The sequence below is a fragment of the Arthrobacter sp. MOO21 genome, assembly GCF_057369995.2.
Map to the genome: position 1 here is coordinate 2,634,054 of NZ_CM170671.2, position 14,145 is coordinate 2,648,198.

Below are 14,145 nucleotides of genomic sequence, written 5' to 3' on the forward strand. Positions count from 1 at the left end.
TAACCATCAGATGACGCCGGGTTGTTCAGGACATGCGAATGTCCGAGCCTTCTCTTAGCGAGATCGCGAAGGTACCTGCAGGTTCTGCGTTTAAAGACCCTCTTGCATCCCTGGAAAATCCGGCGTAACACTGTGAATACGTTCTTCGAAAGAAGGACGGGAACGAACAAACAGGGAACCCTGGAACGCACCATGGATCTGATCCACGGTGGTCTGCCGGTGACGAGGCAGGAAGCACCGGGATTCCCGCAAGTTCGGGAGATGATGTTCGTCATAACGGAATCAAAACAGTCGAAGCCCCTTCAGCATTGCTGGTGGGGCTTCCCCTATGTGCGGCCACGCTGCGTGCAGTGAACAGCCCGTCCGGGGCGGGTTTGTCCGGGTGGCCGAACGGGATAAGACTGTGGGTATGGCACGGGGAACGCTTCGGATCTTCCTGGGGGCCGCCACCGGGGCGGGCACCACCTACGCCATGCTGCAGGAAGCCCACCAGCTGCTGGCCGGCGGCAGGGATGTGGCCATCGGCGTCGCCGCGGACTACGGCAGGCAGGACACCCGGCAGCTCCTGGAAGGGTTCGACGCCGTGGCGCCGCGCCTCGTGCGGGACGCCGCCGGGGCGGAGGTACCCGAGCTCGACGTGGCGGCGGTGCTGGAGCGGCGCCCGGACGTTGCCGTCGTCGATGAATACGCCCACGTCAACGCCCCGGGCAGCCGGAACGAACACCGGTGGCAGGACATCGAGGAACTCCTGGCGGCCGGGACGGACGTGCTCTCCACCCTTAGTGTCAGGCACCTGGCCTCGCTGCAGGATGCGGTCGCCGCCATCACCGGGGAACCGGGCGGGGATACGGTCCCGGACGGGATCGTGCGCCGGGCGGACCATATCGAGTTGGTGGACATCTCCCCGGGCCTCCTGCGCCAGAGGGCGGCCGACGGAAAGATCTTCCCGAAGGACAGGATTGACGCCGCACTGGCCAACGAGTTCCGCCTGGGCAACCTTATTGCGCTGCGCGAGGTCGCCCTGATCTGGCTGGCGGACCGGGTGGATGAAGGGCTGGCCACCTACCGCGAAAGCCAGGGGATCACGGCAACGTGGCCTGCCCGGGAACGGGTGGTTGTGGGACTCAATGGAGGCCCCGAGGGGGAGGTGCTTATCCGGCGGGCGTCCCGGATCCTGTCCCGGGTCAACGGCGGCGACCTCCTCGCCGTCCATGTGCGCCGTGCCGATACGGGCACCGCCGAGTCCGTCCAGGCACTGGAAGCCCAACGCCGCCTGGTCACCGGCCTCGGCGGCACCTGCCACACCGTGTCCGGCGAGGATGCGGCGGATTCACTCCTGGAATTCGCCCGCAGCGTCAACGCCACACAAATCGTGATCGGGGCCTCGCCCGGCGGGCTGTGGAGCCGGGTCCTCGGCGCCGGCGTCGGCGCCAAAGTGGTGCGGGGATCCGGTGACATCGACGTGCACATCGTGTCCCATCCGCAGGCCGGCCGAGGCCTGCCCCGGCCGGCACCCGCCGCGCTCGGCCGTGCCCGGACCACGGCAGGCTTCATCCTTGCCGTGGTGCTTCCGGTTTTGCTGACGGCAGCCATGTCCGCCAGCCCGGAACTCAATCTCGCCACGCACGCGCTCGTCCACATCACGGGGGTAATGGCGGTGGCGTTCATCGGCGGCCTGTGGCCGGCGGTGCTTGCGGCGGTCCTGGGTTCGCTGCTGCTCAACTACTTCCAGACCGACCCGGTGGGAACGTTCAACATCAGCGATCCGCAGAACGTCTTCGCGCTGCTGGTCTTCCTCAGCGCGGCGGTGGCGGTGTCGCTCGTGGTGGGACTGTCCGCCCGGCGTGCCAGCGCCGCGGCACGGGCACGCGCCGAAGCCGCCACCCTTGCGGACCTGGCAAACGACGCCCTCCTCGCCGACGACACCGTCGCGGCCTTCATGGCCAAGGTCCGGGAGACGTTCCAGGTTTCCTCGGCAGGCCTTTTCACCAGGCCGGGAGACAGTGAAGGCGGCTGGGAACTCCAGGCCTTCTCGGGGGACCGGCCGCCAGCCCCTCCGGATGCGGCAGCCATGGCGGACAGCGTGGAACTGGCCGACCCGCGCACGGCGCTGGTCCTCTCCGGCCGGACCCTGACGGCGGGCGACCGGCTCCTCCTTACGGCGCACGGAGCCCACCTGCTCCTGCTGCTGCAGCGCCATGCCCTGCAGCGCACGCTGCAAAGCACCACGAAACTGGCCGAGGGGAACAGCGTGCGCACCTCCATCCTCCGGGCCGTCAGCCATGACCTGCGCACCCCGCTGGCCGGGATAAAGCTGGCCGTGACGGCCCTGCGGCGCCAGGGCCGCAAGCTGCCGGCGGAGGTGCAGGCCGAGATGCTCGCCACCATCGAGTCCTACACGGAGCGGCTGGACGCCCTGATCTCCAACCTTCTGGACATGTCCCGGATTTCCAGCGGTTCGACGGCGCCGCTGACGGGCCCGGTCACCTGGCGAGATGCCATCGAGGACGCGCTGCGCGGCCTCCCGGCGGACCACATCCGGGTTGAGCTTGCCCCCAACATGCCGGTGGTGGACGCCGACGTGGGGATGCTGGAGCGGGTCATCGCCAACATCGTGGAAAACGCGCTGAAATACGCGCCGGGGTCGGACGTCGTCATCGTAGGCGTCTCCGGTGCGTCGCATGCAGCGGCCGACGGCGGGGCTCCCTTTGGCGAGCTGCGCATCGTCGACCACGGGCAGGGTGTGTCCGCTGCCGCCGTCGAGGGCATCTTCCAGCCGTTCCAGCGGCTCGACGATGCGCCGGAAGGGCTCGGCATGGGGCTGGGCCTCGCCGTCGCGAAAGGCTTCACCGAGGCCATGGGCGGCCAGCTGCTGGCCGAACCCACCCCGGGCGGCGGGCTTACCATGGTGATCCGCCTGCCGCTCTCCACCGGACCGGCAGTGTCCACCCTCCGCCGGGAAGCAGGCAGCAGCACCGTATGAGAACCATCCTGATCGTCGACGACGAGCCGCAGCTGCTGCGCGCCCTGCAGGTCAACCTTCAGGCGGAGGGGTACCAGGTGCTCACCGCCCTGGACGGGGCGAGTGCGCTCAAGCACGCGGAGGGCGGCCACCCCGATGCCATCGTCCTGGACCTCGGCCTGCCGGACATCAACGGCGTGGACGTGATCACCCGGATCCGCCGCACCAGCAGCACGCCGATCATCGTGCTCTCCGCCCGGCACGGGTCGGTGGACAAGGTCCGGGCCCTGGACGCCGGCGCGGACGACTACGTGACCAAGCCGTTCGGGCTCGACGAACTCCTCGCCCGGCTCCGCGTCGCCGGTCGCCGCAGCGGCACGCCGGAGCTGGCGGAGGACATGCCCGCCATCGACGTGGGCGACTTCGAAGTGGACCTGGCCAACCGCAAGGTGACCCGAGGGGGAGCCCCGGTCCGGCTCACCCCGCGGGAGTGGGCCATCCTCCAGTTGCTGGTGCGCAACCCGGGACGGCTGATCACCCAGCAGCAGATGCTGGCGAAAATCTGGGGGCCGGGCTACGACAACGAAACCCATTACCTGCGCGTCTATATGGGGCAACTGCGCCGCAAGCTGGAGGCGGACCCGGCCCGGCCCCGGCACCTGCTCACCGAAGCCGGCATGGGCTACCGCTTCGAGCCCTGACGTGCCGCGGAAGGCCCGGGCCGCCGTCGTAAATCACGCGTAAAGGATTCGTCAATAAAGGCCCTTTCCGCGGGGCAGCCGTTTTCGCCGGTGCTAGCTTCACAGTGGTCGCGGTGCAAAGGGCAGCGCGGAAAGGCAGACATGACCACGTTGAGCAGGCCCCCGGCGGATCCGTCCGCGCCCCACCCGCATGGCCGGGAAGCGCTGAAGGACTGGCTGCTGTTCGGGCTGCAGGACAGCAAGGGCGCCCACCCCGGCCCCGGCGGTGTGCCCACCCAGCACGAAAAGAAGCATCCCTGGTGGCAGGTCATGTGCCTGACGGGCGTGGACTATTTCTCCACCCTGGGCTACCAGCCTGCCATCGCCGCGCTGGCCGCCGGCGTCATCTCCCCGCTGGCCACCCTGGTGCTGGTGGCGGTGACCCTGCTGGGCGCCCTGCCGGTCTACCGCAGGGTTGCCGGCGAAAGCTCCCGCGGCGAAGGCTCCATCGCCATGCTTGAACGGCTGCTGCCCCGCTGGGGAGGCAAGCTCCTGGTGCTGGTCCTGCTCGGGTTCGCCGCCACGGACTTCATGATCACCATGACCCTTTCGGCGGCCGACGCCACCGCGCACCTGATCCACAACCCCGTGGCTCCCGGATGGCTGCAGGACCAGAACGTCCCCGTCACGCTCATCCTGCTTGCGTTGCTGGCCGCGGTGTTCCTGCGCGGCTTCCGGGAAGCGATCGGCGTCGCCGTTTTCCTGGTGGTCCTCTACCTGGGCCTGAACGCCGTGGTGGTGGTGGCCACCCTGATGCAGGTCCTGGCGCATCCGGCGGCCATGGGGGACTGGTGGACGAATCTCTGGACGTCCCATGGCGACCCGCTGATGGCTGTGGCCATCGCGCTGCTCGTGTTCCCCAAACTTGCCCTGGGCCTGTCCGGCTTCGAAACCGGCGTCGCGGTGATGCCGCAGGTCCGGGGAGCGGCGGACGATACCGAACATCATCCGCAGGGCCGCATCCGGGGTGCCCGGCGCATGCTCACCTCCGCCGCGGTGATCATGAGCGGCTTCCTGTTGACCACCAGCTTCATCACCGTTGTCCTCATCCCGGAACAGGAATTCCAGCCCGGCGGCCAGGCGAACGGCCGCGCCCTGGCCTACCTCGCACACGAATACCTCGGCGTCGGGTTCGGCAGCGTCTACGACATCAGCACCATCGCCATCCTCTGGTTCGCCGGCGCTTCGGCCATGGCCGGCCTGCTGAACCTGGTCCCGAGGTACCTCCCGCGCTACGGCATGGCGCCGGGCTGGGCCAAGGCGGTGCGGCCGCTGGTGCTGGTCTTCACCCTGATCGGCTTCCTGATCACGTTCATCTTCGAGGCCGACGTCGACGCGCAGGGCGGTGCATACGCCACCGGCGTCCTGGTGCTGATGACCTCCGCCGCCGTGGCCGTGACACTCTCGGCGCGCCGGCGTGGCCAGCGGAACCTGACCTGGGGCTTCGGTGCCATCACCGTGGTGTTCGCCTACACCACCGTTGCCAACATCTTCGAACGCCCCGAAGGCATCAGGATCGCCGGGATCTTCATCCTCGGCATCATCGTCATCTCACTGCTCTCCAGGGTGCGCCGCTCCTTTGAACTGCACGCAACCCGGGTGCACCTGGACCAGCAGGCCCTGGAGTTCATGTCCAGCACGCTGGAGGGGCCCATCGCGATCATCGCCCACGAGCCGCTGCGGATGTCCGCCCAGGCGTACCGGGACAAGCTCGAATCGGCCGTGGAGGTCAGCCACCTCCCGCTGGAAGGCGAGGCCCTGTTCCTCGAGGTGGTGGTGGATGACTCCTCGGACTTTGAAACCGAACTCCATGTGCGCGGCGTGAACCGGCACGGCTACCACATCCTCGAAGTCCACGGGCCGGTGGTCCCCAACACCATCGCCTCGGTCCTGCTGCACATCCGGGACGTCACCGGGCTCATGCCCCACATCTACTTCCGCTGGACCGAAGGCAACCCCATCACCAACCTGGTGCGGTTCCTGTTCCTGGGCGAGGGGGAGATTGCGCCGGTGACCCGCGAGGTGCTCCGCGAAGCCGTACCGGACGTCACCCAGCGGCCCTGGGTCCACGTGGGCTGACCGGGGGCCGCGGGGCCGGCGCCTCCGCGGGGCTGGGTGCCGCCGGGGCGGCCACGTGCGCAACCGTGGCGGCCACCCGCGCGGCGTCCGCCAGGCTGACCGGGACCCTCGCGCGGAAGGCCGCCTCGGCGTCGTCCTCCCACACGCATCTCGCCAGCACCAGGACACGCACCATGTCGCCGTAGGAGTCGTTGCAGGCGAGGATGTCGCCGGGGACCTTGTGCCCCTGGCCGCCTTGGTCGGGCGAGGGCTGGAAGATGACCCACCACCCCTCGCCGTACCGGTCGGGGAAAAGGTAGCCGGCGGCTGGATGCAGGGCGCGGCCGTTCAGCCCGCGGCCGCCGTAGCCCTCCACGGATTCGGCCGCGGCGGCGAACCGCACCCTGCCGCGGTTCTCAGGTGCCTCATCCCAACGCATCTGCACTCCCTGCTTCTGATGCATTCATCAAAGGACCGGAACGGCGCGGGCGGGGCAGCAGGTGCTGTTAATTGACGGATTCTTTACGCAGCTGGCTGGCCGGGCGGACCAGGGGCGTCGGCCATAATGGGCCCATGACCAGTCCCGTGAGAATCCGTCCGATGTGCCCGGAAGACTGGGAGGCCGTCCACGCCATCTATGCCGCCGGCATCGCCACGGGGGAGGCCACCTTCGAGAGTGAGCCGCCCACCTGGGAAGCGTTCGACGCCGTGCGGTTGCGTGAGCACCGGCTCATCGCCGAGGACGCGGGCCGGGTTGTGGGATGGGCCGCGGTGTCCCGTGTTTCGTCGCGGGAGGTGTACCGCGGCGTCGTCGAACACTCCATCTACGTGGACCCGGCAATCCAGGGCAGGGGCGTGGGCCGGCTGCTGCTGACCGCCCTGGTTGACTCCACTGAAGCCGCGGGGATCTGGACCATCCAGTCCAGCATCTTCCCCGAAAACACGGCGAGCCTGGCGCTGCACCGGAAGCTCGGTTTCCGGGTGGTGGGAACCCGGGAACGGATCGCGCGCATCAGCCAGGGCCCCAAAGCCGGGCACTGGCAGGACACCCTGCTCCTGGAACGCCGCAGCACCGTGGCCGGGACGGAATAGCTAGCGGCTGGGCAGGGTCAGGATCTCGGCGCCGTCGGCCGTGATGGCGATGGTGTGCTCAGTGTGCGCCGTCCTGCAGCCGGTGGCGCTCCGGAGCGTCCACCCGTCGTCGTCCGTGACAAGCTCGGCGGTGTCAGCCATGATCCACGGCTCCAGCGCCAGCAGCAGCCCGGGCCGGAGCTTGAAGCCGCGGCCGGGGCGGCCCATGTTGGGCACGTGCGGGTCCTGGTGCATGGTGGAGCCGATGCCGTGGCCGCCGAACTGCGTGTTGATGCGGTAGCCGGCGTCGGTGAGGACGCGGCCGATGGCGTACGAGATGTCACCGATCTTGGCATTCGGACCGGCGGCGGCGATCCCCGCGGCGAGCGCCCGCTGGGTCGCCTCGATCATCGCCACGCTCTCCGCGGGCCGTGATTCGCCCACGAGAAAGCTGATGGCGGCGTCCGCGGCAACCCCGTTCTTGACGACGGCGAGGTCCAGCGTCAGCAGGTCGCCGTCGGCCAGCGCGTAGTCGTGGGGGAGCCCGTGCAGCACGGCATCGTTGACGCCCGTGCAGATGTAGTGGCCGAACGGGCCGCGGCCAAAGGACGGCGCGTAGTCCACATAGCAGGACTCGGCCCCGGCTTCGGCGATCATCTCCTTGGTCCACTGGTCGATCTCGAGCAGGTTGGTGCCCACCGCCGCGCGGCTCTTCATGGCCTGCAGGATGTCCGCCACCAGGGCGCCGGTCTCCCGTGCGCGCTCCACTTCGGCGGCGTTCAGGATTTCGATCATGGGGCACCCTTCCTTCGCGGCCAGTTGCTGTAGGGGCCATCCTATGCGGAGTCCATGACGCGGCAGCAAGGAGGGCTCTTGCGGGAGACATAGATAAGTGTAAATATTTACGTGTGTCTATGTCTTTGGAACTCACCCCGGTCCAGGCGGTCGCCTGCTGTTCGCCGCTGGCGCGGGAGCCCCTGTCCCTGGCGGATGCCGAAGGGATCGCCCCGCTGCTGAAGGCGCTGGCGGACCCGGTGCGGCTGCGGCTGATGTCCATGGTGGCCTCGCATGAGGGCGGCGAGGCCTGCGTCTGCGACCTCAACGACGCCTTCGAGCTGTCCCAGCCCACCATCAGCCACCACCTGAAGATCCTGCACGAGGTGGGTTTGCTGGACCGGGAGAAGCGGGGCGTCTGGGTCTACTACCGCGCCCGGACCGAGGCGCTGCAGAACCTGGCGGCCCTGATCGGGGGACAGGCCGCGTGAGTCTGCTGGGCCGCCGCTCGGCGGCGGAATTTTTCGGCACCGCCTTCCTGGTCATGGCGGTGGTCGGCTCGGGCGTCATGGCGTCCCGGCTGTCCCCGGACGACGCCGGGCTGCAGCTTTTGCAGAACAGCCTCGCCACGGGTGCCGCCCTGGTGGCGCTGATCCTGGCACTGCAGCCGGTGTCGGCGTCGTTCAATCCGGTGGTGACCCTGGTGGAGCGTGCGCTGGGGATGATCGATACCAGGACGGCGGCAGGCCTGGTGGCTGCGCAGTTGGCCGGCGGCCTGGCCGGTACCGTGGCCGCGAACCTGATGTTCGGCCTGGACGCCGTCACGTTTTCCACCCACCAGCGCACCGGGGCGGGACTCTGGCTGGGCGAAGTCATCGCCACGATCGGGCTGCTGCTCATTGTCTTTGGCACCGTCCGGTCCGGCAGGGCGGACCGCGTCGCGTTTGCCGTCGGCGGCTACATTACGGCGGCGTACTGGTTCACCAGCTCCACCAGCTTCGCCAACCCGGCGGTGACCATCGCCAGGACCGTCACGGACACCTTCGCCGGCATCGCACCGCCGTCGGCCCCTGCCTTCATCCTGGCCCAGCTGCTCGGCGGCGCCGCCGGGTACGTGCTGGTCCGTTTCCTTTACCCAACCATCGCAACTCCCGCCGTCGCCACGGCCGACCGAAAGGTGCTCTCATGAGCCGCAAGCCCTCCGTCCTGTTCGTCTGCGTGCACAATGCCGGCCGTTCCCAGATGGCTGCAGCGTTCCTCACCACCCTCTCCAGGGGCGCCATCGAGGTCCGCTCCGCCGGATCCCAGCCCGCGGACAAGGTCAACCCCGCCGCCGTCGAAGCCATGGCCGAGGTGGGGATCGACATGTCCGCCGAAATTCCCAAGATCCTCACCACCGAGGCCGTGCAGGACTCGGACGTCGTGATCACCATGGGCTGCGGCGACGAGTGCCCCTACTTCCCGGGCAAGCGCTACGAGGACTGGGTCCTGGAGGACCCCGCCGGCAAGGGCGTCGACTCGGTCCGGCCCATCCGCGACCAGATCAAGGGCCGCGTCGAAGCCCTGATCGCCTCCCTGATCCCGGCTTCGGCATAACCGCCCCATCACGGGAAGGGGGTGGGACACATGAGCACTGGTTGCTGTGATGACAGCTGCTGTGATGAGGAGCAGGGCTGCTGCCACGAAGGCTGCTGCTGAAACCCCTGCCCACTCAACCGCTGGCCTGCCCGCCCCCACCATCGGCGGGCAGGCGCCACCCGGACCCGGCGACCCCAGGACCACCAAGTACTGAAATGAGGACAGCATGACATCCCAGGAATTCCTCCCCGTTGCCGTGATCGGCGCAGGCCCTGTCGGCCTGGCCGCGGCCGCCCACCTGCTGGAACGCGGACTGGAACCGCTCGTCCTCGAGGCCGGCCCCGCCGTGGGGTCTGCCATCCGGCAGTGGGGACACGTCCGGGTATTTTCCACGTGGAAGTACAACCTCGACCCCGCCTCGGTCCGGCTCCTGGAGCGGAACGGCTGGGAAGCTCCCCGGCCCACGGCCCTCCCGTACGGCGCCCAGATCGTTTCCGAATACCTGGAGCCGCTCGCCGCCACACCTGAGCTCAAGGACCGGATCAGGACCGGCTCGCGGGTTGCGGCCGTCACCCGGCAGGGCATGGACAAGGGCCGCAGCCAGGGCCGGGACAGCGCCCCGTTCCTCCTGCGCATAGAGCACGACGGCGGGAAGGTCACCGAGGTGCTTGCCCGCGCCGTGATCGATACGTCGGGAACGTGGAGCACACCGGCGCCGCTGGGATCCTGCGGGCTGGCTGTTCCGGGCGAGGCGGAAGCGCGTGCAGCCGGTCTGGTCACCGGCCCGCTGCCCGAGGTGGCAGCTGGTGGTTTTGCCGGCCGCCGCACCCTGGTGATCGGCTCCGGCCACTCGGCCGCCAACATGGTCCTAGACCTGGCCCGCCTGTCCCGCTCCAATCCCGGAACCGAGGTCATCTGGGCCATCCGCGCCGAGACTCCGGCCCGTGCCTATGGCGGCGGGGACGCGGACCAGCTGCCCGCCCGCGGCCAGCTCGGGGCCCGGCTCCGCATCGCAGTCGACAGCGGGGCCGTCCAGCTCCTGGCCAACTTCCACACTGCTTTCCTTGATGTGCACGGCGGCGCCGTCACCGTGCACGCGGCGGACGGCCGGTCCGTGTCCGTGGACCGGGTGATCCCCGCAACAGGGTTCCGCCCGGACCTGGCCATGCTCTCGGAGCTGCGCCTGGACCTGGACCCGGCAGTGGATGCGCCCAAGGCCCTTGGCCCGCTGATCGATCCGGACTTCCACAGCTGCGGAACGGTCCCGGCCCATGGCGCCAGGATCCTCGAGCAGCCGGAGAAGGACTTCTACCTCGCCGGCATGAAGTCCTACGGCCGGGCACCGACGTTCCTGATGGCCACCGGCTACGAACAGGTCCGGTCCATCGCCGCCGCCCTGGCCGGAGACGCCGAGGCCGCTGGCGCCGTCGAACTCGAACTCCCGGAGACCGGCGTCTGCTCGACGAGTATCCCGCCGATGCCGAAGACGCCGGGGACACGTGCTGCGGAAGCCCGGGCCCGGTGCCGGTAGCGATCGGGTTCGCCACAGGCTTCCAGCACGGGCGAACGGGCGAAACGGCTGGGGTATAACGGTTTCAAGGGGCCGGCAATGAGAGGAGGTTCTGGTGGACGCTTCCGGGAAGGACCCCGTGCGGGAGGACCTGCTGTGGATCGCGGACGACTTCCGGAAGATCATCCTGGCTGTTCCGCATGACGAACTGGACCGGCCGTCCACCGGGACGCGGTGGACCAACCGGCAGCTCCTCTTCCACATGGCGCTGGGGCAGAACATCGCGCTCGCCGGGATACCCCTCCTCGGCCTGTTCTCGCACCTTCCGCCGTCGGCGTCGCGCAACTGGAGCCGGCTCCTCGATGCCTGCGCCGGGCCCTACAACTGGGTGAACTGGGCCGGAAGCGCCGCCGGCGGCAAGGTCCTGACGCCACGGGCCATGCTGGGCATGATGGACCGGACCACGCGGATGATCGTGGCCTGGTATGACCGCGCGGACAGCCGGGCGATGGGGCGCGGCATGACGATGCCGACGCGGTGGGATCCCTACTTCACCCCGTGGATGGACCGCCGGGACATCATGGAGTGGGCGCCCAAGCACTACCGCCACCACCGGGCCCAGCTGAGCCTGACCGCACTGCCGTCCTGAGAGTGTTGCCCAACAGAGTGTTGCCCAAGGCGGCGTGCGGTCCAGCCCGGTTACTTCCGGCCTTCCCCGGGGTGGGAGCCACGGCGCGCCGGTTCTGACGGCGCGCCGCAGCCGGGCGGGAAGAGTAACTGGGCAGGAACGCACATTGCGGACCTATGGGGCGGACGGGTCCTCCCAGTTGATGCCGATGGAACGTCCTTTGGCGAAATGGGCGTTCGCTATGTCGTTCACTTCGTGGAGGCTCTTCCCCGGGTGGCTCAGCCGGATCCACTCGTAGTCCCACTCCTGCATATCCCGTACACGTCCGGCTCGTTTTTTGGCGCGCACGTGGGCTGTCAGGTCATCGCCGCTGAGGACCGGTGGAGGCGGGGCCACGGCGGGTTGCGGCTTGGGTGGGGGCACCCTGGCCGGACGGGCCGGGGCATTCGCGGTGCGGACCAGGGCCACCGTCATTGCCACCAGGCCCGCAGCGATGAGCAGGACCCACCAGTACTGGATGATGAGGGCGATGACGATCAGGATGAGGAAGGGGGCGCACCCGATAGTGCCGCCGCCCTTGCTGCCCGAGCGACGCCGTTTTGATGCCATGGCGGTTCCTCTTGCGATGTGGTGGAACGTTAGGAATCCACTCTCGCACCGGGCGGGAGCCATGTCATGAGTATTTGGTACTCGATTTTCGCGCCTTGCCAGGGTTGCCCGGGGCGGTCCGAAGACTGATGCTGTACGCCTAGGTGCGGGTCAGCCGGTGGTGCTGTGCGTCGTCGAGCTGGCCTGTTCACGCAACTTCCGGCCGCGTTCGATATCTTCCTCTTCCTGCTCGTGGAGCTTCTTGCTCCTTTTCGTATCACGCGGCGGGAGCTGAATGCTCTCCTCGGCCTTGATGCCCGCCTGCAACTCGCGGCCCCGCTCGATCTCCGCGTCAACCTCCGCTCCGAACAGCAGGGACAGGTTGAGGATCCAAAGCCATAAGAGCATGACGATCACGCCGCCGATCGCACCATACGTTTTGTTGTAGTTGCCGAAGTTCCCCACATAGAAGCCAAAGCCCAAAGAGGCAAGCATGAATACCATCAGGGCGATGGAGGAGCCGATGCTGATCCAGCGGAACCTGGGCTGGCGGACGTTGGGGGTGGCGTAGTAGAGAATCGCGATGACTGCGATGACCAGCGTCAGGATCACTGGCCATTTGGCGATGTTCCAGACGGTCAGCGCCAGCCCTCCGAGTCCGAGGGTGGCACCGACTGCTTCAGCCAGGGGGCCGGTGAGGACCAGCATGGCGGCCAGCAGGGCGACGATGACCACCGAAATCACCGTGATGCCGAGCATGGTGCCGCGGAGCTTGAGGAAGCCCCGGCCCTCGTCGACCTCATAAATCCGGTTCATTGCCCGCCCGAACGCCGTCACGTACCCTGATGCAGCCCAAAGGGCCGTTGCAAGACCCACAACCAGCGTGAAGCCCGCTGCCGTTGAGCTGGTGAGCTCCTGGACAGGGCCGCGTATCAACTCCGCCGTTTGCCCCGGGGCCACGCGCTGCACGATCTGGAGGAGGGCCGCCGTGGTCTTTTCCGCCTGTCCAAAGATCCCGAGTATTGAAACCAGGACAAGAATGGCGGGGAACAGCGAGAAGATCGCGTGGTAGGTGAGGCCGGCAGCCAGGTCGGGGCACTGGTCCTGGGTGAACTCTCTCAGTGTTTTCCGTGCGATGTACTTCCAGGAGGGCTGGGTGAGGTCTGTGGGGCTGTCGGGTTTGCGTTCGTCGTCAGGCTCCGGCGCACTCCGTGCCTTGGCCGCGCTCGACTTCGGCTCTTCATCGCTCGCCATGGACATTCCTCCTTCTCGGGCCATGCTGGGCAGGCCACCCTTCGGATTGCAGCAGCGCCCCCGTCGGAATCCTGTCAGGTGCGGGTTGAACGTGCGTGATCAGTTGCGAATGCGTGGAATATCTCCTGGATGTTTCCCCTGTTGTCTACGAAGTTGTCCCGCAGCTTCGCGGCTAACTGTTCCAGCGCCTGTTCCAGGACGGCCGCACCGACTTGCAGTTCCGGGGCAGGAGAGTTTGCCGCTGCATCGCGAATGGACATGGCATACGGGAGTTGCCGCGCCAAGGACAGGCGGGGATCCTCCTCCTGGAAGTAGTAGCTCTCGGCATGTTGGGTCAGGTCAATCCGGGTCTTGCCGATTTCCGAAGCCAGCGTGTGGAGCACGATGCTTGCAGCGGCCGGGTCCAGCCGGGGAAGCTGGTCCGCGTAGCCCGCGTCGGCCAGTCCTTTCAAATCCAACGCCAATGCCCGGCGGCGGGACAGCGGGGGATAAACCTGCGTGAACCAGGTCAGGGCGGTGGTCAGCAGCGCAAAGCCAGCCAGGGCTTCGACCGGTGACGCCATCCGCACCCAGGGATCGACGGCGACCACGTCGCCGAAGCCCACGGTCGCCAGGGCCACAAGGGAAACGTAAAGGGCCTCGAAAAAATCGGGGTACCGGGCCGGGTCGACTCCGGAGGAGTAGGCAAGGCCGTCAGGGATATGCGGGGTGTAGACCAACGCCCAGCCGACAGCCTGCATGGCAACCCAGAGCAGTACCACGCCCGTCATGGCGGCAGGTCCGACGGCGGAGCCAAAGCGATGCCCCATGCGCCTCGAAACCTTCCACACTCCTGTCATCACGCCGTGGCTGATAGACCCCTTACCGCTGGGGTGCAACAGGCTGTGGTACATGTCGCGCAACCCGAGAATGACTACCGCCAGGCCAAGGGCCGTCAGGACTAAGCGCATATTTCTCCTTTTGATCTGACACCTGCTGTCAC

The 14,145-nt window shown here is 67.9% G+C and carries 15 protein-coding genes; 10 read left to right on the forward strand and 5 right to left on the reverse strand.

All coding sequences use genetic code 11. The annotated features are described in order from the left end of the window. The first annotated feature begins 409 nt into the window (after positions 1-409). The 3 genes from AC2JAJ_RS12225 to AC2JAJ_RS12235 all read left to right on the forward strand — a co-directional run bounded on the left by AC2JAJ_RS12225 (position 410) and on the right by AC2JAJ_RS12235 (position 5,781). Complete coding sequence (locus tag AC2JAJ_RS12225; RefSeq protein WP_486415675.1) at positions 410-2,983, forward strand: DUF4118 domain-containing protein; 2,574 nt, start codon at positions 410-412, stop codon at positions 2,981-2,983. Then, positions 2,980-3,663: a response regulator gene (locus AC2JAJ_RS12230; RefSeq protein ID WP_486415674.1), complete on the forward strand. Its 684-nt coding sequence runs from the start codon at positions 2,980-2,982 to the stop codon at positions 3,661-3,663. Before AC2JAJ_RS12225 ends, AC2JAJ_RS12230 begins: the two co-directional genes overlap by 4 nt. Positions 3,664-3,804: 141 nt before the next feature. Continuing rightward, positions 3,805-5,781 carry an APC family permease gene (locus tag AC2JAJ_RS12235; RefSeq protein ID WP_486415673.1) on the forward strand — a complete coding sequence of 659 codons (1,977 nt, stop codon included), beginning with the start codon at positions 3,805-3,807 and terminating at the stop codon, positions 5,779-5,781. On the opposite strand, the gene AC2JAJ_RS12240 is transcribed toward AC2JAJ_RS12235, so the two are convergent. Beyond that, positions 5,750-6,199 (reverse strand): hypothetical protein, encoded by a 450-nt coding sequence (locus AC2JAJ_RS12240; RefSeq protein WP_486415672.1) that lies wholly within the window; start codon positions 6,197-6,199, stop codon positions 5,750-5,752. The two genes, AC2JAJ_RS12235 and AC2JAJ_RS12240, sit on opposite strands and share 32 nt — an antisense overlap. 134 nt (positions 6,200-6,333) lie before the next feature. Between AC2JAJ_RS12240 and AC2JAJ_RS12245 the strand changes: the two genes are divergently transcribed. Next, positions 6,334-6,852: a GNAT family N-acetyltransferase gene (locus tag AC2JAJ_RS12245; protein ID WP_486415671.1), complete on the forward strand. Its 519-nt coding sequence runs from the start codon at positions 6,334-6,336 to the stop codon at positions 6,850-6,852. Here the strand turns inward: AC2JAJ_RS12245 and map are convergent, their stop codons facing one another. Next, complete coding sequence (map, locus tag AC2JAJ_RS12250; protein WP_486415670.1) at positions 6,853-7,626, reverse strand: type I methionyl aminopeptidase; 774 nt, start codon at positions 7,624-7,626, stop codon at positions 6,853-6,855. It abuts the gene before it with no gap. Between the two features lie 119 nt (positions 7,627-7,745). On the opposite strand from map, the gene AC2JAJ_RS12255 reads away from it, so the two are divergent. The 6 genes from AC2JAJ_RS12255 (at position 7,746) to AC2JAJ_RS12280 (ending at position 11,342) form a co-directional block, all read left to right on the forward strand. Further along, positions 7,746-8,096, forward strand: coding sequence for a metalloregulator ArsR/SmtB family transcription factor (locus AC2JAJ_RS12255; protein WP_486415669.1), 351 nt, complete (start codon positions 7,746-7,748; stop codon positions 8,094-8,096). Then, complete coding sequence (locus tag AC2JAJ_RS12260) at positions 8,093-8,794, forward strand: aquaporin (RefSeq protein ID WP_221386219.1); 702 nt, start codon at positions 8,093-8,095, stop codon at positions 8,792-8,794. Before AC2JAJ_RS12255 ends, AC2JAJ_RS12260 begins: the two co-directional genes overlap by 4 nt. After that, positions 8,791-9,201, forward strand: coding sequence for an arsenate reductase ArsC (locus tag AC2JAJ_RS12265; protein WP_486415668.1), 411 nt, complete (start codon positions 8,791-8,793; stop codon positions 9,199-9,201). Before AC2JAJ_RS12260 ends, AC2JAJ_RS12265 begins: the two co-directional genes overlap by 4 nt. A 49-nt stretch (positions 9,202-9,250) precedes the next feature. After that, entirely contained in the window at positions 9,251-9,397 is a 147-nt protein-coding gene (locus AC2JAJ_RS12270; protein ID WP_486415667.1) for a hypothetical protein, read from the forward strand. A 12-nt stretch (positions 9,398-9,409) separates the two neighbouring features. Then, positions 9,410-10,714 (forward strand): FAD-dependent oxidoreductase, encoded by a 1,305-nt coding sequence (locus AC2JAJ_RS12275; RefSeq protein ID WP_486415666.1) that lies wholly within the window; start codon positions 9,410-9,412, stop codon positions 10,712-10,714. 94 nt (positions 10,715-10,808) lie between these two features. Beyond that, on the forward strand, positions 10,809-11,342 hold the full coding sequence (locus tag AC2JAJ_RS12280) for a DinB family protein (RefSeq protein WP_486415665.1): 534 nt from the start codon (positions 10,809-10,811) through the stop codon (positions 11,340-11,342). A gap of 153 nt (positions 11,343-11,495) precedes the next feature. Here AC2JAJ_RS12280 and AC2JAJ_RS12285 read toward each other — a convergent pair whose 3' ends face one another. From AC2JAJ_RS12285 to AC2JAJ_RS12295, 3 genes are all read right to left on the reverse strand, one after another. Next, entirely contained in the window at positions 11,496-11,930 is a 435-nt protein-coding gene (locus tag AC2JAJ_RS12285; protein ID WP_486415664.1) for a hypothetical protein, read from the reverse strand. 150 nt (positions 11,931-12,080) lie between these two features. Then, positions 12,081-13,163 (reverse strand): YihY/virulence factor BrkB family protein, encoded by a 1,083-nt coding sequence (locus AC2JAJ_RS12290; RefSeq protein ID WP_486415663.1) that lies wholly within the window; start codon positions 13,161-13,163, stop codon positions 12,081-12,083. Between the two features lie 74 nt (positions 13,164-13,237). Further along, positions 13,238-14,113 carry a potassium channel family protein gene (locus tag AC2JAJ_RS12295; RefSeq protein WP_486415662.1) on the reverse strand — a complete coding sequence of 292 codons (876 nt, stop codon included), beginning with the start codon at positions 14,111-14,113 and terminating at the stop codon, positions 13,238-13,240. Positions 14,114-14,145: the final 32 nt, after the last annotated feature.

Excerpts from the sequence above, each read along its gene's own strand:
- AC2JAJ_RS12225 (WP_486415675.1), top strand. The coding sequence starts at position 410 with ATGGCACGGGGAACGCTTCGGATCTTCCTGGGGGCCGCCACCGGGGCG.
- AC2JAJ_RS12230 (WP_486415674.1), top strand. The coding sequence starts at position 2,980 with ATGAGAACCATCCTGATCGTCGACGACGAGCCGCAGCTGCTGCGCGCC.
- AC2JAJ_RS12235 (WP_486415673.1), top strand. The coding sequence starts at position 3,805 with ATGACCACGTTGAGCAGGCCCCCGGCGGATCCGTCCGCGCCCCACCCG.
- AC2JAJ_RS12240 (WP_486415672.1), bottom strand. The coding sequence starts at position 6,199 with ATGCGTTGGGATGAGGCACCTGAGAACCGCGGCAGGGTGCGGTTCGCC.
- AC2JAJ_RS12245 (WP_486415671.1), top strand. The coding sequence starts at position 6,334 with ATGACCAGTCCCGTGAGAATCCGTCCGATGTGCCCGGAAGACTGGGAG.
- map (WP_486415670.1), bottom strand. The coding sequence starts at position 7,626 with ATGATCGAAATCCTGAACGCCGCCGAAGTGGAGCGCGCACGGGAGACC.
- AC2JAJ_RS12255 (WP_486415669.1), top strand. The coding sequence starts at position 7,746 with ATGTCTTTGGAACTCACCCCGGTCCAGGCGGTCGCCTGCTGTTCGCCG.
- AC2JAJ_RS12265 (WP_486415668.1), top strand. The coding sequence starts at position 8,791 with ATGAGCCGCAAGCCCTCCGTCCTGTTCGTCTGCGTGCACAATGCCGGC.
- AC2JAJ_RS12270 (WP_486415667.1), top strand. The coding sequence starts at position 9,251 with ATGACAGCTGCTGTGATGAGGAGCAGGGCTGCTGCCACGAAGGCTGCT.
- AC2JAJ_RS12275 (WP_486415666.1), top strand. The coding sequence starts at position 9,410 with ATGACATCCCAGGAATTCCTCCCCGTTGCCGTGATCGGCGCAGGCCCT.
- AC2JAJ_RS12285 (WP_486415664.1), bottom strand. The coding sequence starts at position 11,930 with ATGGCATCAAAACGGCGTCGCTCGGGCAGCAAGGGCGGCGGCACTATC.
- AC2JAJ_RS12290 (WP_486415663.1), bottom strand. The coding sequence starts at position 13,163 with ATGGCGAGCGATGAAGAGCCGAAGTCGAGCGCGGCCAAGGCACGGAGT.
- AC2JAJ_RS12295 (WP_486415662.1), bottom strand. The coding sequence starts at position 14,113 with ATGCGCTTAGTCCTGACGGCCCTTGGCCTGGCGGTAGTCATTCTCGGG.